The 20,219-nt window shown below is 48.8% G+C and carries 17 protein-coding genes and 2 CRISPR repeat arrays; of the genes, 7 read left to right on the forward strand and 10 right to left on the reverse strand.

Features of this window, described 5'->3' with window-relative positions; all coding sequences use genetic code 11:
* The first annotated feature begins 12 nt into the window (after positions 1 to 12).
* The 5 genes from dhaL (at position 13) to A1OO_RS04270 (ending at position 2,810) form a co-directional block, all read left to right on the forward strand.
* Positions 13 to 615: a dihydroxyacetone kinase subunit DhaL gene (gene dhaL / locus A1OO_RS04250; RefSeq protein WP_016959357.1), complete on the forward strand. Its 603-nt coding sequence runs from the start codon at positions 13 to 15 to the stop codon at positions 613 to 615.
* Between the two features lie 4 nt (positions 616 to 619).
* Positions 620 to 997, forward strand: coding sequence for a dihydroxyacetone kinase phosphoryl donor subunit DhaM (gene dhaM, locus A1OO_RS04255; protein WP_277814487.1), 378 nt, complete (start codon positions 620 to 622; stop codon positions 995 to 997).
* Positions 997 to 1,290 (forward strand): HPr family phosphocarrier protein, encoded by a 294-nt coding sequence (locus tag A1OO_RS04260; protein WP_016959359.1) that lies wholly within the window; start codon positions 997 to 999, stop codon positions 1,288 to 1,290. Before dhaM ends, A1OO_RS04260 begins: the two co-directional genes overlap by 1 nt.
* Before the next feature lie 114 nt (positions 1,291 to 1,404).
* Positions 1,405 to 1,815 carry a hypothetical protein gene (locus A1OO_RS04265; RefSeq protein WP_016959360.1) on the forward strand — a complete coding sequence of 137 codons (411 nt, stop codon included), beginning with the start codon at positions 1,405 to 1,407 and terminating at the stop codon, positions 1,813 to 1,815.
* Between the two features lie 32 nt (positions 1,816 to 1,847).
* The gene (locus A1OO_RS04270) at positions 1,848 to 2,810 is read left to right on the forward strand and encodes a dihydroxyacetone kinase subunit DhaK (protein WP_016959361.1); all 963 of its coding nucleotides are present in this window, start codon (positions 1,848 to 1,850) and stop codon (positions 2,808 to 2,810) included.
* A 99-nt stretch (positions 2,811 to 2,909) separates the two neighbouring features.
* On the opposite strand, the gene pta is transcribed toward A1OO_RS04270, so the two are convergent.
* On the reverse strand, positions 2,910 to 5,057 hold the full coding sequence (gene pta, locus A1OO_RS04275) for a phosphate acetyltransferase (RefSeq protein WP_017004721.1): 2,148 nt from the start codon (positions 5,055 to 5,057) through the stop codon (positions 2,910 to 2,912).
* A 153-nt stretch (positions 5,058 to 5,210) separates the two neighbouring features.
* A complete protein-coding gene (locus A1OO_RS04280) occupies positions 5,211 to 6,407 on the reverse strand; it encodes an acetate kinase (RefSeq protein WP_017004723.1) in 1,197 nt (398 codons plus the stop codon).
* A gap of 418 nt (positions 6,408 to 6,825) precedes the next feature.
* On the opposite strand from A1OO_RS04280, the gene yfbV reads away from it, so the two are divergent.
* Positions 6,826 to 7,275, forward strand: a complete 450-nt coding sequence (gene yfbV, locus A1OO_RS04285; RefSeq protein WP_017004724.1) for a terminus macrodomain insulation protein YfbV — start codon at positions 6,826 to 6,828, stop codon at positions 7,273 to 7,275.
* A 93-nt stretch (positions 7,276 to 7,368) separates the two neighbouring features.
* On the opposite strand, the gene A1OO_RS04290 is transcribed toward yfbV, so the two are convergent.
* Complete coding sequence (locus tag A1OO_RS04290) at positions 7,369 to 8,295, reverse strand: hypothetical protein (protein WP_017004725.1); 927 nt, start codon at positions 8,293 to 8,295, stop codon at positions 7,369 to 7,371.
* 507 nt (positions 8,296 to 8,802) lie between these two features.
* Between A1OO_RS04290 and A1OO_RS22945 the strand changes: the two genes are divergently transcribed.
* Positions 8,803 to 8,958, forward strand: a complete 156-nt coding sequence (locus tag A1OO_RS22945; protein WP_083248032.1) for a DUF2256 domain-containing protein — start codon at positions 8,803 to 8,805, stop codon at positions 8,956 to 8,958.
* 30 nt (positions 8,959 to 8,988) lie between these two features.
* Positions 8,989 to 10,337: direct repeats of the CRISPR family, unit length 28 nt; unit sequence TTTCTAAGCTGCCTGTGCGGCAGTGAAG.
* 138 nt (positions 10,338 to 10,475) lie between these two features.
* On the opposite strand, the gene cas6f is transcribed toward A1OO_RS22945, so the two are convergent.
* The 7 genes from cas6f to cas1f are packed head-to-tail and all read right to left on the reverse strand — an operon-like array spanning position 10,476 to position 18,603.
* Positions 10,476 to 11,030: a type I-F CRISPR-associated endoribonuclease Cas6/Csy4 gene (gene cas6f / locus A1OO_RS04295; RefSeq protein ID WP_017004726.1), complete on the reverse strand. Its 555-nt coding sequence runs from the start codon at positions 11,028 to 11,030 to the stop codon at positions 10,476 to 10,478.
* A 2-nt stretch (positions 11,031 to 11,032) separates the two neighbouring features.
* Entirely contained in the window at positions 11,033 to 12,016 is a 984-nt protein-coding gene (gene csy3 / locus A1OO_RS04300; protein ID WP_017004727.1) for a type I-F CRISPR-associated protein Csy3, read from the reverse strand.
* 12 nt (positions 12,017 to 12,028) lie between these two features.
* On the reverse strand, positions 12,029 to 13,015 hold the full coding sequence (csy2, locus tag A1OO_RS04305) for a type I-F CRISPR-associated protein Csy2 (RefSeq protein ID WP_083248033.1): 987 nt from the start codon (positions 13,013 to 13,015) through the stop codon (positions 12,029 to 12,031).
* Positions 12,973 to 14,277 (reverse strand): type I-F CRISPR-associated protein Csy1, encoded by a 1,305-nt coding sequence (gene csy1, locus A1OO_RS04310; protein ID WP_017004729.1) that lies wholly within the window; start codon positions 14,275 to 14,277, stop codon positions 12,973 to 12,975. The genes csy2 and csy1 overlap by 43 nt, the downstream gene beginning before the upstream one ends.
* Before the next feature lie 29 nt (positions 14,278 to 14,306).
* On the reverse strand, positions 14,307 to 17,021 hold the full coding sequence (cas3f, locus tag A1OO_RS04315; protein WP_198928785.1) for a type I-F CRISPR-associated helicase Cas3f: 2,715 nt from the start codon (positions 17,019 to 17,021) through the stop codon (positions 14,307 to 14,309).
* Positions 17,000 to 17,629, reverse strand: coding sequence for a hypothetical protein (locus tag A1OO_RS23525; RefSeq protein WP_198928786.1), 630 nt, complete (start codon positions 17,627 to 17,629; stop codon positions 17,000 to 17,002). The genes cas3f and A1OO_RS23525 overlap by 22 nt, the downstream gene beginning before the upstream one ends.
* Complete coding sequence (cas1f, locus tag A1OO_RS04320; RefSeq protein WP_017004730.1) at positions 17,626 to 18,603, reverse strand: type I-F CRISPR-associated endonuclease Cas1f; 978 nt, start codon at positions 18,601 to 18,603, stop codon at positions 17,626 to 17,628. The genes A1OO_RS23525 and cas1f overlap by 4 nt, the downstream gene beginning before the upstream one ends.
* A 241-nt stretch (positions 18,604 to 18,844) precedes the next feature.
* Positions 18,845 to 20,192: a CRISPR direct-repeat array (repeat unit 28 nt; unit sequence TTTCTAAGCTGCCTGTGCGGCAGTGAAG).
* The last annotated feature ends 27 nt before the right edge of the window (positions 20,193 to 20,219 follow it).

Raw genomic sequence — 20,219 nt, forward strand, 5'->3', positions numbered from 1 at the left:
CGAGAGCAGATAGTGAATCGAGTCTGTCATGATTTGCTCTCTCATCAAGATTTGCTTACGCGATTAGATGTTGAGATTGGAGATGGTGACCATGGGTTTAACATCTCTAGGGGCGCGGAAGCCGTTTTGGAAGCCGCACCGCAGTGGCGACACTTAATGGATGACGCCTTTCTAAAGGCACTAGGCGAATGCGTGTTAAAGCACATTGGTGGCGCCTCTGGCGCCTTGTATGGCACCTTGTTTTTAACCTGGGGCAAGGCGCTCAACCAAGGTAAATCCATTGATGCGGCATTTTACCTTGGGGTTGAATCGGTTGAACGAAGAGGGAAGTCCACGGTGGGTGATAAAACCATGTTGGATGTGCTGGTTCCTTTTGCTGCATATTGGCATTTTGAGACGAAAGCACTTGGCGTTGATACGTGGCCTATTGTTCAGCGTCTCGCTGAAACCCACTGTGAAAACACAAAAAATCTGCTTGCGCAAAAAGGGAGAGCGGCATACCTCGGTGAGAGAAGCGTGGGGCATATCGATCCCGGTGCTTGCTCTTGTATGCTAGCGATGAAAGCTGCAATGAATGGAATGATGGAGATGACGAACCTTGAACAATCCGATTAGCTTAGTGATCGTTTCGCATTCGCGGCTCGTGGCGCAAGGCGTTGCTGATATGGCAACACAAATTGTGACCGACGCTGTGCCTATCGCATGGACGGGGGGAGCGTCTGATGGTCAACTCGGTTGCAATGCTGATGCCATTTATGACGCGATAACCTCTGTGTGGTCTCCTGCGGGTGTGGCGATCTTCGTTGATATGGGCAGCACGGAACTTAACAGTGAAGTCGCCATTGACATGCTTTCGCCAGAAAAAGCCAAAGTGGTGAGAATTATCGATGCGCCGCTTGTCGAAGGCGTTATCGTGGCATCTTACAAGGCCGTTGCTGGGGGAAGCCTCAAGCAAGTCGAATTGGCGGCCAATGAACTCAATCATGCTGGTGGATAATGGAAGAACATGTAAAAGCCAAGGTTTGGCTAACAGGTGGTTTCGACCTGCATGTGCGTCCAGCCGCCCGCTTAGCTCGCTTAATGCAAGGGTATGACGCGAGGGTTGAGCTGGCTGAAACGGTTGATGGCCCTTGGGTGTGTGCGACACGTCAGGCGGCTTTGGTGCGGTTAAAGCTACGTTCGGACTATCCCGTTTACATAAGGGCATCAGGACAAGATAAGATCGCCGCGATGTCTGTGATCGTGGATTGCCTCGAAGGTGTCGACTGTCAGCAACGAGAGAATAGATAACTGGCTATCCAATTGGTGATTGATCCTGCATCTGATATGCTGATTTCTCTCCAATTAGATGGATAACACAATGCAAAGCGAGTTTGTCATATTGGGTTTCACGAGTGGTAATGCATGAGCAGTGAAGGGTCGAAAGTCTCTAAATACAAAGTCATCCTTAGAACCGTTATTGAACAGCGCCCTTCTGGTATTCGGCAGCGCTTGGCGGAGGCGTTAGGAAAAAATCGCAGTTTTATTTCTCAGATTTCAAACCCTGAGTACAACACGCCGATCCCGTTTAAGCATATCCCCAAAATTTTTGACGTCTGCATGTTTTCAGATGAGCAGGAGAGTCAGTTCCTCGCTGCTTATACCGAGGCTCACCCCAATCGGTCAGCGTTAGAGAATAAGAAAGTGCAGATGGTGCATTGCTCCGTTTCATTTCCAGACATGGGCAGTGAGAAAAGTAACACCGCCATCAAAAAGGCGATTCAAGATTATACTAAGCAGTTAGTAGCAACGATTGAAACGGTTAAAACACCTTAGTTCGAATCTCTTGAAGATTGAGACGAAATCAAATGGCAAAGGATAGCAAAGACATTTCTGTAAAAAGCCGCCTAAAGGAATTTGAACAGACCCATCAAGATAACATCGTCATTCAGTGGGATCCTTTGGTTGTCTTTCGACATCCCCACTATCAGAAAAATAAAGTGGCATTGGTTTCTGGCGGTGGCTCGGGTCATGAGCCTCTGCATGCGGGGTTTGTGGGCGAAGGAATGCTTGATGCAGCGTGCCCTGGCGAAATATTTACGTCACCTTCTCCCGATCAAATTACATCCGCTATTCACCAATCTGATACCGGTAAGGGCGTCCTTTTGATCGTGAAAAATTATCAAGGGGATCGGATGAACTTTGAAATAGCAGCAGAGCTCTCGGAGAGTGATACTTTGATGGTTCTCGTCAACGATGACGCGACGCAATCGGATAGGGATTCCGCGCGAGGGTTGGCGGGCGTGGTGGTGGTAGAAAAAATGCTGGGCGCTGCCGCAGAGCGTGGCTTGACGCTTGAGGCCTTGGCTGAACTGGGTGATGACATTGTTTCTCGCACGCGAACAATCGGCGTTGCTTTTTCGACATGCTCTTTTCGAAAAATGGCTGGGTCTTTAGAAAGCCATGAAGTGGAATATGGTGTGGGTATACATGGTGAGTTAGGTATTTCACGTATTCCCAGATCGCCCATCAATGTTCTCATTCCCAAAATGATCGACGATATTCTGCAATCTTTGGAAGCCGCATCGTCTCAGCCTATCTTGATGGTCAATGGCCTGGGTGCTGCCCTTGCTTCTGATCTGGATCTTGCTTTAGAAGAAGCCCAAAAAGTATTGGCTGAAAAGGGAATGCCCGTTGCGCGAACCCTAGTGGGGACGTTTGCAACAACATTGGATACTGACGGGATTTCTCTTACCGTGGTTGATGCGCGACCAGAGTGGATTGAACTTTGGGATTCGCCAGCAACAACGCCGGCATTGGCGATAGGTTAGGGTTAAACGGACGGGTAGCCGATGGGTGGAATCACAAACCGCGACCGACAAAAAAGCCGATGCATCAGCATCGGCTTTTTTTATCAATAAGCGCCTGGCTTATTCTGCCGCCGCTTCCGCGTCGTCAGCTTGTTTCGCTTGAATCGCAGTCAGTGCCACGGTGTAAACGATATCGTCTACCAGTGCGCCACGAGACAGGTCATTTACCGGCTTACGCATGCCTTGCAGCATAGGACCGATAGAAACCAAATCAGCAGAACGCTGTACCGCTTTGTACGTGGTGTTACCGGTGTTCAAGTCAGGGAAGACGAACACGGTAGCTTTACCCGCAACAGGAGAGTTAGGCGCTTTAGAAGCGGCTACGTTTTCCATGATCGCTGCGTCGTACTGAAGCGGACCGTCGATGATCAAATCAGGACGTTTCGCTTGTGCCAGTTTCGTTGCTTCACGCACTTTATCAACGTCTGCACCTTTACCAGATTCACCAGTAGAGTATGAGATCATTGCAACGCGAGGGTCGATACCAAATGCCGCTGCAGAATCAGCAGATTGAATAGCGATTTCAGCAAGTTGCTCAGCCGTTGGATCTGGGTTGATCGCACAGTCACCGTATACAAGCACTTGATCAGGCAGAAGCATGAAGAAGATTGAAGATACGATAGAGGCATCAGGGGCTGTTTTGATGATTTGGAACGGAGGAACGATGGTGTTTGCTGTGGTATGAACCGCACCAGAAACCAGACCGTCAACTTCACCCGCTTCAAGCATCATGGTGCCAAGGAATACTGAATCTTTTAGCTTCTCGCGAGCCACAACTTCCGTCATGCCTTTCGAACCACGTAGCTCAACCAAACGCGCGACGTAATTTTCACGCACTTCGTCAGAGTTGATGATGGTGACGCCAGCGCCAAGTTCAACACCTTGTTGAGCGGCTACGCGACGGATTTCATCAGGGTTACCCAGAAGCACACACTCAGCGATTTTACGTTCAGCACAAATTGATGCTGCTTTCACTGTACGTGGCTCGTCGCCTTCAGGCAGAACGATACGTTTAGCGGCTTTACGAGCAAGCTCAGTAAGCTGGTAACGGAACGCTGGTGGGCTTAGACGACGCGCACGAACAGAACCTTCAGAAAGCGATTCAATCCAGTTGCCGTCGATGTGGCTTGCTACGTGCTCGTTAACGAACTCAACGCGCTCTTTGTCGTCAGCAGGCACTTCTAGGCTGAAGCTCTGAAGATTCAGAGATGTCTGCCAAGTGTTACCTTTGGTGGTGAATACTGGCAAGCCAGATTCAAACGCACGCGCACAAAGACCTTGAAGCTGTTCTGGGATGTTGTAACCGCCAGTTAGCAGCAGGGCGCCGATTTCAAGACCATTCATCGCAGACAGACATGCCGCTACGATAACGTCAGGACGGTCTGCTGAAGTCACCAGCAGTGAACCCGGACGGAAGTGCTCGATCATGTTTGGAATAGAGCGTGCGCAGAACGTGATGCTCTTAATACGACGCGTATTAATGTCACCTGCGTTTACGATCTCAGCTTTCAAGTGCGCCGCTAAATCGCTTGCACGTGTTGCAATAAGATCGATGCTCCAAGGCACACAACCAAGAACGCGGATAGGGCTAGAGTTGAAAATCTCCATCACTTCTACGTTGGTTGGTTTCGCCGCGTTTGACTCGTCAAAGATGTCAGACAGGTCAGGGCGAGTGCGGCCTTCTTCGTCAACAGGCGCATTGTGCTTGTTGATGATCAAACCAGAGATGTTTTTGTTCTTCGAACCACCGAAGTTAGATACCGCAACCTCAATACGCTCACGAAGCTGCGATGGGTTATCCGTACCCGGCGTCGCCACGAACACGATTTCCGCATCCAGTGTTTTCGCGATCTCGTAGTTCACTTGGTTAGCGAACGGGTGGTTACGTGTCGGTACTAGACCTTCAATCAGCGCGACTTCTGTATCAGCAGTGGCTTCTTTGAAACGTGCGATGATTTCTTCCATCAACACATCATTTTGGTCAGTACGGATCAGCGCTTCAGCTTTTGCCATACTGAGTGGCACAGCCACTTTCATGCTGCTGTTAGCTTCGATAATTGTGGTGGTCAGGTCAGGCTGATTGTCGCCATGGCGAGGTTGCGCGATTGGCTTGAAAAACGAAACGCGAACGCCCTTGTGTTCCATCGCACGCAATACGCCTAAGCTAATGCTTGTTAGGCCAACGCCAGCGCCGATTGGAATGAGCATAATAGTACGGGACACGGTTAATTCCTCTTTACTACGTCAGGAGCAAAGCCCGCGCGAGGCAGGCTTTGTGAATGTGTTCAATGTGGCCTATTACTATGCCAAATTGAAACGACTGATCGCATTGACCAGCCGCAAGTTCACGTCAGTCGCTAATTAAATAGCAGCTAGACGTGCAGTATCTTGAGCGATAACCAGTTCTTCGTTGGTAGAGATAACCATCGCAGGAACACGGCTGCTATCTGTAGTGATAACGCCTTCGCCGCCGAAACGTGCTTTCAGGTTGCGTGCTTGGTCAACTTCAACACCCAGCAGAGCCAGACGGTTCAGAACCAATTCACGGATCGGGCCAGAGTTCTCGCCGATACCGCCAGTGAATACGATTGCGTCAAGACGACCGTCAAGACATGCAGTGTAACCTGCAACGTACTTAGCAAGACGGTGACAGAATACGTCCATCGCACGGGTTGCTTCTTCTTTAGTGCCGTAGTTGTCTTCAACGAAACGGCAATCAGAAGTCACTTCAGTCAGACCCGCAAGGCCAGACTCTTTGGTTAGCATGTTGTTGATTTGCTCAACGCTGTAACCCAGTGCATCGTGCAGGTGGAAAATGATAGCTGGGTCTAGGTCACCAGAACGGGTACCCATGACCAGACCTTCAAGAGGGGTCATACCCATTGAAGTGTCTACAGATTTACCATTTTTGATAGCACATACAGATGCGCCGTTACCTAGGTGACAGTTGATGATGTTGAGTTCTTCAACTGGCTTGCCAAGTAGGTTTGCTGCTTCTTGCGCGATGAAGAAGTGAGAAGTACCGTGCATGCCGTAACGACGGATACCGTTTTCTTTGTACAGCTTGTATGGCAGCGCGTATAGGAACGCTTCTTCAGGCATAGTTTGGTGGAACGCGGTGTCGAATACTGCAACGTTTTTCAGCTCTGGGAATGCAGCTTTAGCCGCTTCAATACCAACAAGGTGTGCTGGGTTGTGAAGAGGTGCGAAGCTAGAAGCATCTTGAATGCCTTTCAGAACGTTTTCACAGATCAGTGCAGATTGCGTGAATTGCTCGCCACCGTGAACAACACGGTGACCAATTGCGCCCAAGTTTTCAGCCAGTTCAGGCTTAGAAGCCAGAATGGTGTCAACGATGAAGCTCAGTGCTTCTTTGTGTGCAGCACCTTCGCCCAGTTGAGCTTCGTGTTTGCCGTCCAATTTCCACTTAATGCGAGCTTCTGGCAGGTGTAGACACTCCGCCAGACCAGACAGGTGCTCATCACCTGTTTGTGCGTCAATGATAGCGAATTTCAGCGATGAGCTGCCGCAGTTAAGAACAAGAACCAGCTTAGACATTTAATACTACCTATTCGATGTAAAATAGAGTTTGTTAACTAATCGGAGAAGGATAGTAGATAAAAAAGTCACTATTCTTCTCACAAAAGCAATAAGCAAAAAATTTGTCGCGGAATAGATGCATCGCTCATCGGTCCCTGATATGCAACGAAAAACGCCAGACAGACTAACCTACAGGCTCACCATCGTTGGTGATTTGTTGCGCTGCCGGTCATCCATTTGGCGTTTCTGTGGTTGCGAGATAATCAAATCCGAGCAACAATTGATTTAGGTCGGCTAAGGATAGCGATACTTGCGGCAGATAACAAAAATTTTTAAGTCATTATTGATTTGAATTAATGTTTATAAACTTTATTTTAAAGCTTGCAGCAGGATTTTAGCTGACAATACAGAGACATCGCTGGGAGGTATGCACCGTATGAGCAATAAATCGATGTGGAACAGTTTTCGTGATGGTCAAAAATACATGACGGAATGGCCAATCCGAAAAGAATTGGCACCGATGTTCCCAGAAAACCGGGTGATTCGAGCAACACAGTTTGCTACCAAAGTGATGCCTGCTGTCGCAGTGATGAGTGTATTGATGCAAATGGCCTTTAATAATTACTCAGGCTTGCCTCAAGCAATGATCATGGCGTTGTTTGCATTGAGTATGCCACTACAGGGTATGTGGTGGCTGGGAAGACGTCGTGACACGCAACTTCCGCCGGCATTGGCAGGTTGGTATCGCGAGCTTCACGAGAAAATTGTGAGTGAAGGTGGGGCAGTACAACCCATCAAAAGTCGCCCTCGTTACAAAGAACTGGCGCAAACCTTGAACCGCGCGTTCAAGCAATTAGATAAATCGTCGCTAGAGCGCTGGTTTTAGTATTCGGTTAGCGTGAATGAAAACGAAAAAAGCGTCTTGGGAGACCAAGGCGCTTTTTGGGTTTTAACTGTTTGGTTTAAACGTTACTCGCGATTACTTTACTGAGTATCTGAATAGAACGAGGTTGTCTAAAACAAGGTTCTTTGACCAAATGAATTTCGCGCCAGAACCTGTGAATTGCTCTTGGAAGTTCATGTAGGCTTTTTTGTTGTTTACGCCGATGTCGTCTTCCGTGAATTCCGTGGCCTTTGGCCAAGCCTCAAACTGTTCATTGGCTTTCCAACCGTCTGGTACACCCCAATGCAAAGAGTAAGTTGTTACATAACTGTCAGAACCGTCCGTGTCGCATGTCGCAGTGATTCGATGTTGGCCGTTTTCTTCAACACAATTTAGATCGGTAATCGGTGACGTGTAAAATGTCTGTGCTGACCAATCACCATTGGTTTTCGTTCCATCAGTAAAGCTCGCGATTAAGCCACCATCGCCGGCGTGATAACGCTTCCCACGGTTATTTTCGCTTCCCAGCCCTGAGTTTTCTTCCCAATCTACCACCTTGATGGCGATGTCATACGGCTTGTTGACTTTGAATCTGACAATATTGGAGTTGAATGGCGTAAAAGGCACGGGGTCAACACCGATCAGGGTGCCGTTAATGTAAAGCTCGAAGTAATTGTCCGCAAAAATATATCCCGTCACTATCTCGCCATCGCTATCGACTTCAACAACAGGCACTGCCGACACATCAACATCAGCCAGAGAGCCGGGTTTGACGTTTGAACACTGATCGTAGAGGTTGGTTGCAAACTTTTGCTCTTCGTACTGCACGTCTGCTGGCACGACGAACGTTTGCCCGTCACTTTGTTTTTCACCGATAGGTGATGGACGAGATCTTCCGTTTTCGCATATATATAAGTTTTCAACTTTTACGTCAGCGCTTCCCTCGATAACAGTTGCTGTCCCTGAATATTCACCGCGAGCGGTGAAAGATAAAAGTGCTGATGTGACCAAAAAAGCTAGCATGTTTGTTTTCACGTCAATATCCGATTCTCTTTAGTTGGAGAAATGCTAATGCTCGACACCCAAGCGAGCAATCATTGCCTATCAATACTTGCCGCAATTGGTGGCTGGTCTAAATAGTAATACATGGTTTGCACTCTCGTTTTCCTATGTGCTTCATTTCTTTGCGATGTCTTTAAGATGCTTACCCGATAGGGTCTTTAATTTTCTGTCGCTAACAATCTAATTGCTCGTTCGCTTCGTAGGTTCTTTCCATCACGGACCAAAAGAAAAGACGTTAGATGTCGAACCAATAGTCACAATCATGCGCACCCGCAAAGTCGGATTGTCGCTATTTGTTTTTGGATGCAATCGATGTTTTTGGGTTTCTGCCTACTTAGCGTGGGGTAATTTGAGTCTTCGTCAGGTGTATTCAATTGTGCAGGCGAAAGCTGCCCGAAGTACAACGTGAAGCGCATCGCTTACTCAAACGACACGTAAGGCCAGATTGATGATATTGGTGGACACTGAATGAAGAAAAAAACGTTACCTTCGAAAACCTGTGCTGTGTGTGAGCGCCCGTTTACGTGGCGCAAGAAATGGGAACGTGTGTGGGATGACGTGAAGTATTGCTCCAAGCGCTGCGCCGGACAACGAAGTATGAAAAAGCTAACTAAAGCTATTTAACACTATGGGTATAATGCGTAGTGGCTTTCGTTTCTAAGCTGCCTGTGCGGCAGTGAAGACAACATCACTATTGATTCAACAGGCCCATACTTTCTAAGCTGCCTGTGCGGCAGTGAAGATGTCCGGGCCTTTAACCGACAAAGACATTCATTTCTAAGCTGCCTGTGCGGCAGTGAAGGACATTTGATGCGGGAGAACTAGCGGGAACATTTTCTAAGCTGCCTGTGCGGCAGTGAAGCATTTTGATAACGGCACGAATGTTTCATTTTTTTTCTAAGCTGCCTGTGCGGCAGTGAAGGCTTTCGTATTCATCGCGCTTGATGTCATTCATTTCTAAGCTGCCTGTGCGGCAGTGAAGCTTTCATCGTCTCCATACGGTATCGATTTACTTTTCTAAGCTGCCTGTGCGGCAGTGAAGGTTGATTTGTACCCAGAGTGGGAGCCAATCAATTTCTAAGCTGCCTGTGCGGCAGTGAAGCTTGTTGTGCTTACCCTTTCGCCCTACCGAGTTTTCTAAGCTGCCTGTGCGGCAGTGAAGTCAGAGTTTAACGGCTTGTTCCCTGGCCACAATTTCTAAGCTGCCTGTGCGGCAGTGAAGCTAATGCAAAAGACTGTAGGTAACTATCAATTATTTCTAAGCTGCCTGTGCGGCAGTGAAGTTGAAAGGTACCCATCATGGCCGGTCGGCTTGTTTCTAAGCTGCCTGTGCGGCAGTGAAGAGTTTCGCAAGTCTGACAATCAGCGCACTCAATTTCTAAGCTGCCTGTGCGGCAGTGAAGTAGATAAAAGCACGGGTGAGAAAGGTCTACCCTTTCTAAGCTGCCTGTGCGGCAGTGAAGCATCGTGTGTGTCACTCTCGGTGTCGTCATATTTTCTAAGCTGCCTGTGCGGCAGTGAAGGAAGTGAATTTTCATTGATTGAGTGCGCAACGTTTCTAAGCTGCCTGTGCGGCAGTGAAGAGACTTTAAGAAGCAGTGTCACGCATATGCCATTTCTAAGCTGCCTGTGCGGCAGTGAAGCTAAAATTTAAAACTAATACGCAAGATACAATTTTCTAAGCTGCCTGTGCGGCAGTGAAGTCTGGGCCGTTCCCTGATAGCGGCAATGTGGTTTTCTAAGCTGCCTGTGCGGCAGTGAAGTTCAGGTCGACGACGTAATAGTTCATCATTCCTTTCTAAGCTGCCTGTGCGGCAGTGAAGGACGTTGTTGTAGGCCGAGCAGTTGACGATCATTTCTAAGCTGCCTGTGCGGCAGTGAAGACAACGTTACCGTCGAAGTCGTAATCAGTGTTTTTCTAAGCTGCCTGTGCGGCAGTGAAGGTTAAAGGTTCGGTTAAAAGCCCGGTCTGTTCTTTCTAAGCTGCCTGTGCGGCAGTGAAGGGTTGAGGATATCTCTGAAGCATAGATTTTTAAAGAGCTAGGAAGAAATATGATGGAAAAACCCTATTTTCGAATGGAAATTTAAGCCATTTAGAATCAATGGCTTAAGTTAGGCCTGAAAAATAGGGTTGTAGTGGGTTAGAACCAAGGGGTGGTTGCTGTTCTACTGAACCCATAGCTGGAAAAGTGGCCAGTTTCGGGTTTATCTAGTAATTCTCCGCGCTCAACAAAAAGACGAACCTCTTGGTTGGTCGACTGACTTTTTATTTGGATAAAAGGCAAAGAGAGTCGCTTTTGCTTGGAGTCTGGGATTTTATGCAGTGCTTCCTCTTCAGATAACCAACCTTTAGAGATGGCGCGTCTACGGATGTTTTGAGGGCTTTTCTGTTGCACTCGAAACGTGGAACGATACCCTTGAACATTGTCTGGTACAGGAGAAATATCACTGACCGATGTGTAATCTCGTAAACCTTTAAGCCAAGGTTGTGTCATTAAGCGATCTAATGCATCTCGAGTGCCGTGAAGTCGCAGTATGTTACCCAGCGTTTTTCCATACTTTGGGAAACTGGCGGCCACGTCACCGCTGGCGAGTTCCACCAAGGCACGGTGCAGTTTAGCGAATAAGTTGTTCATCAGTGCGGGGCAGGAGATTTCTGCATCAGGCAGAACAACAATATCTATGTAGCTGTCCATGATTACTCCCCGAAAACACCACCGCGAATCAGCATCGCGATAACGTAGTGTTGTTGTTCGTTTGATGGTGCTTGCCCCTTAAGGATCCAATTATCCAGCAGGGTATAGAAGTCGGTTTTTTCTTTTGGTTTTCTGTAGGCAACGCCGCGGTTGGTTACGCTGCCATAGGGTTCAATGGCGATAGGGCCAAATTCGCTCGCTTCAGGGTACCAAGTGTCGATGGTGCGTAATGCATTACCAATTTTTTGAGAGTGCATTGCGGCTTGTTGGTTAAGTTGGTAGAGGTATTTACTTTTGTTACCGCTACTGTTCATTACCAATTCTTGGGATGGGAAAACAGTTTGCCCTTCGCCTAAGCAGCTAAAAGCGTCCACTTTGATTAGCGTCGGTTTTTCACCCATTAAGCCTTGTTCGATCACGGCTACCAGTTGGGAAAGCTGTTCATCTTTGTGGCTGAAATCGCGAAGTGAAAGTTCCTGTGCATCAAATACCCATTGTTTATCGGCATGTGAAATACGCACTTCTACTCGCTCTGCACCCACACGGTTTCGCCATAGGAATCGGCCGTTTGCAAGATTGGTGGCAAAGCGAAGCGCCAGCGCACTAAAGCCATTCTCTTGAACATATTCAGAAATTAGGCCTGCAAGTGCTTTTTGATAATCGGGGTTGTTGCAGGTAGAGGGAACAGACAAATCACCAAGCACACGCAGGCTAAAGCTGACTTTCAGTGTGTCTGCATCGAAAGGCAGCGCCGCATTGTCGACGGTTTGAAGGTTAGCTTTTTCTACTTCGGCATCAATTTTACTGGCTTTCGCCCCTTTTACTCGGTTTGAAATGGTGCCTCTGACAGATTTCTCAATCACATTCACGGCTTGCCATTGCGTTGAATCGGCGCGTTGTTCCCAGTTGCCTGACGACAACAGCGCGTCTGAGCAAGCAAGTTTAGATTCAAAAGCAAGTACCGAAGGGGTCGTTAAGTTTGTCATGGGATTATTTCCTTATTCTAAAAAATCGTCATCTAGATCAATAGGGTCAACGTTTGCGCTCAGTTGCGATTGGGTATGGCAAACATAAAAAGGGTCTCGGTAGGCGTGTTGCCACAAAGCTTGCTGCATCGATGTGAGGCGGCTCGGACTGCCCACCCATTCACCGACACTGTAAATGGCTTCAACGAAACTCACTGGGGTGTCGTTATCGCGCGTGTTGGCAACGTCGCCTGCCGCGTATGTCGGGGCAATTTTTTTATAGCCAATTTGAATGGGCACTAAGTAACCGTCGAAGGACGATTTAACGCGTTGCCATTCAACCTTGGGGCTTTCTTTGTGCTCTTCCGCCGACAAAGGCGTATCGGTGGCCTGATATTTGAGCGCAGAGAAATCGAGCCAGTTTTGTAAGGCAGATTCGTTGCATTGTTCGTTCTGCTCTGCGAGGTATTGACTGCGATCAACCAAGATAAAACCGGGAAGCAGGCGGCGTAATAACTTCGCGTGAGGCTCATCTGAGAAGTAGCAAGCACCAATGTCAGTGATTGTGCCGCCAGCGAGTTTGTTGCGTTCAGCCAAGCGTTTCACAAAATCAGATTGTGCGCGCTCCATGTCGTCGGTGACGCGATTCACGCCGTTGCACTCAATGACCAAAGACACGGTCAGGTGCATGCGTCCTTCTTCAACAATAGGGGCGGTTTTCCCCTCTTTGGTCAAAGGGTTGCGGGTGAGTGAAAAAGCATACGGCTCGTAGGCATTTTCTCTATGAGCATGTACTTGGTGCTGGTTGCAAACGATGGCGCATGCATCAAGGCTAAACCCGAACTCGCTGCGCTCAGTATGTCTTGACAGGGCATGAACAAACCCCAAAAAATGACTAACAGCGGGAAAGCCCCAGGTCATGCCAGAAATGGCATTGGCGTTGCTGATCTGAATATTTTTAAGTACCAAGTAGGCCATTACTTCATCTCCCACAGTAGCTGCTTGAAGGTTTGTCGCCATTCATCCGCTTCGCCTTGAGACAATCGAAATGTTTGACCACTGCCAGCGGCTTTATCAATTCTGTCTTTAAGCCAAAGACCAAACTCAGTACTCACGCGGTCGCGCCAGTCATCGTTTTCCTCGGTCCAACGGGGGTTATTGGGATCGAGCCATTGGGCATGGTGCAACGGAAGTTGATGGTAGGTGTTCGTCCATCCCGCAGGTTGTTGCTGCCAAATGGCTATGTCGTTAATCACTTGCTCACCAATTTGTTCAACCATGCGTTGAATGTATTCGCGGCGCTTTAGGTTGCTCGGTTTGTGAAGCATACAAAGCATAAAATCGGCAATGCGTTTTACGGTTCGCTCTGTGTTGAACAGCAACGATGAATGGTTGAACAGCTGGTTACTGTCTTTAGGCTGCTGCTGTTGGTTGCGCCAGGTGGGTGGGCGAGTATCGAGTAAGTAGGTTCTTCCACCTCGACCGCTATTCAGCTGAGACACGTTTTGCGGTTTAGATCCGCCGCTGATGGTGACAGCAAGATTGGGGTACGCCACCAGAAGGTTTTCACAAGGCAGGTTGGCCTTTTTGGCGTCCCGAACGGCTTTCATTTCTTGGCTGAAACGACTGTGGTTGATCTCACTGTATAGCGCTTGCGATAACGACGACGAGTACAGCGGTGCCAGAAGATGGTACTCACCTTGAGCGACAGGGAAGTAAACCTGCTTGGCTAAGGTGTGACTGCTAGGCGCTGCATCGCGTAACGCTTGTTTTAACCCATGTTGCCATTCTTGCAGTTGCTCAGGCGTGTTGGCTAAAGGGGACAGCGGTTCGATACTGTCTTCTTGGAGGTATTCCAATAAGCTCTTACCCGCATCGTCTTTGAGCTGCAATAAACGGGCAACATCCAGTGCTGCCGCATTGCCCACCGCATCAACAGCGGGGCTGGCGATCGAAAAGGTATCGACATAACGCGAATCGCTACCAAGATTTTCTGCCAGCACATTCGTGCCTTTGGCGGCACTGTGGCTGAACTTAATGGCATGTGTCGCCATGCTGATTTGCCCTGCGCGTTTTGCCGCGCTGTCTAACCAGTGGGTAACGGTAAAATCGAGTTCCAGTTTGGCGACTTTGGCAGATCGGTTTGCTTCAAAGGTGTCGGCATCGTCAGCTGATGTGATTTTTGCTTTTTCTTTGTCGCATTCTTTTTCGAGCGCCTCTACTTTCACGGCGCGTCTATCGGCAATGTATTGCGCGATATGTTGGGTTAACGTTGTGGGCATTTATCCTCCTAAACGCCTATTCCAAATGATTAACATTCTGTTCCTCTAAATACCCCTAATACGGGGTGATAGCGCCATTTTTGGCCATGATTCAGTTCACTCAGTTCGATGGTGGCAAAGCGCTGACAGGCTTCATCGAGAGGGAGGTCGAAGTGTTCGCCCAATGTTTCCATGACGCTCGCCAATCCAATGTTTCCCCACACCGAGACGCCATCAGCAAGGGGGATGTCGGGTTCGATCTCGAGCTTGCCGCTGTCTATAAATTCCAAGCCGAACGGATCCCATTGCTCAAGGGTTGGGGTTTCTTCGTCTTGCGCTATCCCAAATACATAGGGTTGTGTTGGCTGACTTTTTCGAAAAGGAGTTTGTTTCTGAATTTCGGCAAAAAGGTGCGCGTGTGGCTGTGTCCACCACACTTTTGCTTTGTCTCTCATCACGAAGTTCAGTGCAAAGTGCTCCAAGGCGATGAAGCCGGCCACTTTATTTTGCTTACGCAGTGGTGGTTGAATAAAACGCGGTGAAGACGAAATAGGTTGTAAATCGCATTCGTCTAGTATGTCTGTCAGATTGTGGCTATCAAGTTGCAGCCAAGGCGCTTGTTTCGATTCCTTTCTGACTAATTTGTATTCTTGGTTGCTCTCAAAGCCAGGCTTACAAAAGGCGACAGATTCGCCTTTTAACGCACGGTAGTTTTGCGTCAACACATAGATGTTGGGGTTGGTTGGCGGTTGCTGACGATGCCGTTGTACGCGGCCCGCAAGTTGAATGATGGAACGCATTGAGCTGGGTTCAACAATGGCCCAATCGTAATCATGGTCTCGCCCTACTTCTGCGACTGGCGTGGCGAGCACCACAAATATATGGTGTTGTTCTGGGTGTTGTTTGAACACCGCCTGCACCTGAGGTAAGGCCGTAATTGGGCGCTTCGGATCGCGCTTTAGTATCGCATCGAGGTTGTCTTCAATTTCTGACCGTACCGCTAACGGGTGTTGGCTGTGATAAAAGCAAACGTGGATACGTGTGTTTTCGTTGGGTGACATGTCCAACAACCGTTTACCGACGGCGACCAAAGGTTCGATGTTGGCCATGCGTATGATGCCTGCCGAGAAGGTTTTCCCTTTGTTTTTCGTATCGCTTTCATCTTCGGTGTAATGCTCGGCTGCGAGCTGTTGTGCGGTTTGCAAAAAAAGCGCCGCCAATGAGGCGATGGCATCTTGTGGTGGCGATGTCTCAACAGGTAAAAATTTTCCTAGGTGAAGCGCTGACGATTTGTCGCGTAAGCATTGCAGGCGCTTCTCTGTGAATGCTTGATGTTGCGCGAGATAGCTTTTGGCATCGTCATGCTGTCCGCTGTCGTGATTAAATTCATCACACCAATACGCCACGACGGGCAATTCCAGTTGTTCACCATTCACGACGTTGAACTGCTGGCGACCCGCACGATAAGCGTCAAACAGGTTGCTGAGCAGAGACGGTGGTAAGGTGGCAGAGGAAAGCAGAACTCGGGATCCCAACAAACCAGCCCAATAGACAAGACGACTCAGAGCGGGTATGTCTTCTATGCCAAAATCATCAGGCTCATCCAACACTAAATCACTGGTGAGCAATCGCAGCATTGGCGCGATTTGCTGGCCGCCCGACGTGCCTTCAGACACTGGGATGATGTGGTCAATAGTGCTGACTGAAATCGGTGCGCTAACCAAGGCATGCACGAATTTTCGCGTGTTTCTGTCGTTCTTTAGCCAGCGGTTTAAATAGTGGTTATCAAGCTCACCATCGTATTTTACATACAGGTGTTCAGCAAAGAGGTTTTCCGACGCACTGCCTGTTGGCGATGCTTTCTCTTCGTCGTCCATCGCACTTTTTATCGCGGCCACGTCACGGATTTTTTTCTTGTTATGAAGTGCCTTAACCGCGCTTGAACCAATGACAACCGCCAGATCATCGTCATCGAGTTGAAGGCGTTCCTGCAAGGCATCACCGGTTTGCAACGTGAGTGTGCGCAAGCCTAGCGCCACGCTAAAGCGACACCCCATTTGTGGATCAGAAAGCCCATACATGATCCGTGCGTTAGCAAAGGTTTTCCCCTTTCCTGTTGAGGCCATGTTGACCCCAAAGAAGCCTTGATTTTGGGTTTGCTCTCTGACGGAAACCGCGGCGTCATAGGCGTTGTTTTGCCAACGAAAACGTGGATCTGTGGTGCGTTTTTTCAGTGAAGGATGTCGCGTGATGGCAGGCATTGCACCGCGCAATTTAGGAATAATGGTGGCCAGTAAATACGCATTGTGTGCAACGCCAATGCAGTGCTCATCAAGCTTTTGCTTGGGTTTGCGTGTTTGCCTGTCGGTGTTTGCAATGGCGGTGTACTGTGTGTCTTGCCAATGCGAGGTGGGCGCACCGGCGGAGTATGCGTGATCGGCAAGCATCAAGGCCATGCGAGCAAGATGCAGTGGGTATGCCAATTCTGGTTTGGCGAATTCCATGAGGCTTGGGAGTTTTAATGCGCGAGCTGCCAGCTCTTTGGCTTTATTTCGCCATGTGAAACTCGCCAATGGTGTACCCATTGGAAATCGAAATACATCCGTTTTCTCTTTTTCGTCAAAAGCATGGTGGTTGAGTGCGTTCCATTCTGCGCTCATGCCTGTGTTGAACCATGCCGCTACGTTATGCATGTCTTGCTGCCTGTCACTCAAACATTTAGGCAGGCGGTGGTGTGAAACAATCAGCCATGCAATGCAATGCAAGCGGCAAGCGGGGCCATGCTTGCGAATGGAACAATGTTAGCTGGGGAAAAGCTCTCGAGTAGATTCCTATCATCTATCTCACTGAGTGTATTGAGATGCTCAAGCCATTCTTGATCATTTCTGCCACCGACAAAGGCGAGAAAAAGCTGGGCAGACACCCATTCGTGTCGGTACGGCTCGTAGTGTTTTCCAATTCCGAGCAGTTTGTTCTGAAACAGTATATTCGCTTTTCCAAGGTCGTGAAAAAGCCCAGCAACCCCCGCCATGACGGCGGTTGCATGGGTGCTGTGTCTATCATTTTCATCGCCGCTTCGTAGTATGTTTCGGCACGTTGTATTCGTCGGCACAGTGCCGTCTTCGTTGAAGCGTTTTCGGCTGCCGACTATCCACATCAACTCGGTGTGGTTTTTCCCATATGTTCGGTAACAGGCTACGGCGGTATTTCTGCGCGCCGTTTTTTTCAACAAGATCCTAAGCGTTTTTAGCCCTTCATACGTGATGGGGGTTTGCCATGTTCGCTGGCCTTTTCGCTCGGCAAATTGGTCTAATACTCGTCGCGTTTCTGGCAGGGCTTGTTTGCTGCATTCAGAGATAAGAAGAATGTTCACAGCGCTTGCTCCGAACATGACGCTGACGTGCGTTGCAATGTGTCAATCATCACGTCTAGCGCTTCTGCCTCCCGAAACTGGTTTAAGCAGCGTTGGCGAAATTCTTGTTCATCGTCACCCGCCATCGCGGCAATGAAGGCTTGAGGTAGCACTAAGGCATCTTTAACAATATCGGCGACATCAAACACCAACCCGCCGCGGCGCGTTTTTCCATGCAAGATGGCGAGTCCATGTGGTAGTCCGATAACCCAACAAGCGGTAGCAGCCAAACCGTATGCTAGGTAGTTGCCATGGTCTAAAAACCGATTTGCTATGTCAGTTGAATTTCCGCGATCTGAACGCGTGAAGTCGCCATATTGGGTGGCATGACAGGCTAGGCGATAGAGCGTTTTTGTTGTGGTCGCTTCTAGAGACAACAGGTCTTGCGTGGTGGTGCAGGTTTCAATTTTATCCGTGAAGCGAGAAAGTGCGGCGTCGAGTTGATCCACATTAACCGGAAACGCATCGTGCTTACTGGCTTTTAGCCAATGCTTTTTGACCTGTCGAATCCGCTCTTGTTGGAGTTGCTTTGCGGCTTCGAGTCGCAATGCATCATCAAACCAAAATCGAACCCATTGTTGAAGATACTCGGTAGGGCGGTACTCCGATTGTGGTGTTAGCCACGAAACCTCGACCTGAGTTTCGTTGGCACTAAATAGCGGCGTGCCTCCGCCGCCACAAAAACCGACTAAAACGCCTGCTTTTGCAAATTCGCGCATGGCTGCCTGTGTAACGGATGTGCCAGTGCCGAGCATCACCACGGTGGTATTTGCGATGGGGATATTCCAATAAAGGCTCTCTTTACCTTGGTCGGTGACATATTCAACCCGTCCGCCATTTACCAGCACACGGCAGTGTTGAAGGTAATAAATGTTGGCGCGTTTAGAGTGGATAATTGTTTTTAAATCACTTGGAGAAAAGTCTTTATTGGCCATGTTTGCTACAAAATAAACTTGGTTGCATATCTTGTTTGGATTTTAACTACAAACTCATAAATTGTTGACCAATTATAAGTACATTTATGTCATGTTTGTGATTACTGAATGGTTGTGGATCTGGAGTTACCAAACTGAATGTCTTTAAGTGATTTTTTTGATTGTTTGTTGTTAACGTTTCCGTTCTATTTTCCTGTGCGGCAGTGAAGGGGGTGAGCGATGAGCTTGTTTGACTCATTCGTTTCTAAGCTGCCTGTGCGGCAGTGAAGATCCAATGAACTCAACACCGACAAGCTCTTACTTTCTAAGCTGCCTGTGCGGCAGTGAAGAGTCATCATCAGGGCAATCAGGCGGCTGATATTTTCTAAGCTGCCTGTGCGGCAGTGAAGAATCAGGTGGCTTAATTGCCGCCTTTTTTATTTTTCTAAGCTGCCTGTGCGGCAGTGAAGGCATGGATTGATAAGTGCGATTGCTTCTCTGATTTCTAAGCTGCCTGTGCGGCAGTGAAGAAACCAACTCGACACATGTTAGTCCACCATGATTTCTAAGCTGCCTGTGCGGCAGTGAAGTGCCGGTTCCTCAGTTGAATGGCAATAACGTGTTTCTAAGCTGCCTGTGCGGCAGTGAAGACAATAGACCGCTATGGAAGGTAACAGGACCATTTCTAAGCTGCCTGTGCGGCAGTGAAGTCCCTTGTTCTGATAAGAAAGGGGCTACACCTTTTCTAAGCTGCCTGTGCGGCAGTGAAGACCCACGTTACAAAGCGTTTATGGCGCGTTTTTTTCTAAGCTGCCTGTGCGGCAGTGAAGTTTGCGCAAGACCTCGCCCGTGAATTCGGGCATTTCTAAGCTGCCTGTGCGGCAGTGAAGGTGCGCGTGCGCGTTGCTGTCCGAATGCATTGTTTCTAAGCTGCCTGTGCGGCAGTGAAGATTTACACCACACAATAACAAAGACGCCCGTATTTCTAAGCTGCCTGTGCGGCAGTGAAGCTGGGGCAATCGCTGCCGGTGAAACTGGAAAGTTTCTAAGCTGCCTGTGCGGCAGTGAAGCCAAGTCTAGACACCTAAAGGGCGCTAGCAAGTTTCTAAGCTGCCTGTGCGGCAGTGAAGTGCCGCTGTGGGCAATTCATTGATGGATATTTTTTCTAAGCTGCCTGTGCGGCAGTGAAGGGCTATGGCGGTCAGCAAGAGCTAATTATTGATTTCTAAGCTGCCTGTGCGGCAGTGAAGGCACCTTCATTGATGAAGGGATGCCACACGAATTTCTAAGCTGCCTGTGCGGCAGTGAAGTGAAAGGAATGGGCGCCCTTTCTGATGCTGAGTTTCTAAGCTGCCTGTGCGGCAGTGAAGTGAAATGGTCACCTTACAGTACTACTATGGAATTTCTAAGCTGCCTGTGCGGCAGTGAAGTGCCATAATTTACGGCCTTCTGCGGTTTGACTTTTCTAAGCTGCCTGTGCGGCAGTGAAGGCGGTGATGGTGGTTCCGGTGGCGGTGACTTTTTTCTAAGCTGCCTGTGCGGCAGTGAAGAAGGTAGTGACGGCACAAGCCCCACATCTAATTTTCTAAGCTGCCTGTGCGGCAGTGAAGCAACTTGGCGAGCCAGTGCGGCGGGGG

This window comes from Enterovibrio norvegicus FF-33, assembly GCF_000286835.2.
GTDB classification, from domain to species: domain Bacteria; phylum Pseudomonadota; class Gammaproteobacteria; order Enterobacterales; family Vibrionaceae; genus Enterovibrio; species Enterovibrio norvegicus_A.

Bases quoted from the DNA above. Each gene is read 5' to 3' on its own strand.
- A1OO_RS04260 (WP_016959359.1), top strand. From the start codon at position 997: ATGGAAGAACATGTAAAAGCCAAGGTTTGGCTAACAGGTGGTTTCGAC.
- A1OO_RS04265 (WP_016959360.1), top strand. From the start codon at position 1,405: ATGAGCAGTGAAGGGTCGAAAGTCTCTAAATACAAAGTCATCCTTAGA.
- A1OO_RS04270 (WP_016959361.1), top strand. From the start codon at position 1,848: ATGGCAAAGGATAGCAAAGACATTTCTGTAAAAAGCCGCCTAAAGGAA.
- pta (WP_017004721.1), bottom strand. From the start codon at position 5,057: ATGCTCATTCCAATCGGCGCTGGCGTTGGCCTAACAAGCATTAGCTTA.
- A1OO_RS04280 (WP_017004723.1), bottom strand. From the start codon at position 6,407: ATGTCTAAGCTGGTTCTTGTTCTTAACTGCGGCAGCTCATCGCTGAAA.
- yfbV (WP_017004724.1), top strand. From the start codon at position 6,826: ATGAGCAATAAATCGATGTGGAACAGTTTTCGTGATGGTCAAAAATAC.
- A1OO_RS04290 (WP_017004725.1), bottom strand. From the start codon at position 8,295: ATGCTAGCTTTTTTGGTCACATCAGCACTTTTATCTTTCACCGCTCGC.
- A1OO_RS22945 (WP_083248032.1), top strand. From the start codon at position 8,803: ATGAAGAAAAAAACGTTACCTTCGAAAACCTGTGCTGTGTGTGAGCGC.
- cas6f (WP_017004726.1), bottom strand. From the start codon at position 11,030: ATGGACAGCTACATAGATATTGTTGTTCTGCCTGATGCAGAAATCTCC.
- csy3 (WP_017004727.1), bottom strand. From the start codon at position 12,016: ATGACAAACTTAACGACCCCTTCGGTACTTGCTTTTGAATCTAAACTT.
- csy2 (WP_083248033.1), bottom strand. From the start codon at position 13,015: ATGGCGACAAACCTTCAAGCAGCTACTGTGGGAGATGAAGTAATGGCC.
- csy1 (WP_017004729.1), bottom strand. From the start codon at position 14,277: ATGCCCACAACGTTAACCCAACATATCGCGCAATACATTGCCGATAGA.
- cas1f (WP_017004730.1), bottom strand. From the start codon at position 18,603: ATGGCCAATAAAGACTTTTCTCCAAGTGATTTAAAAACAATTATCCAC.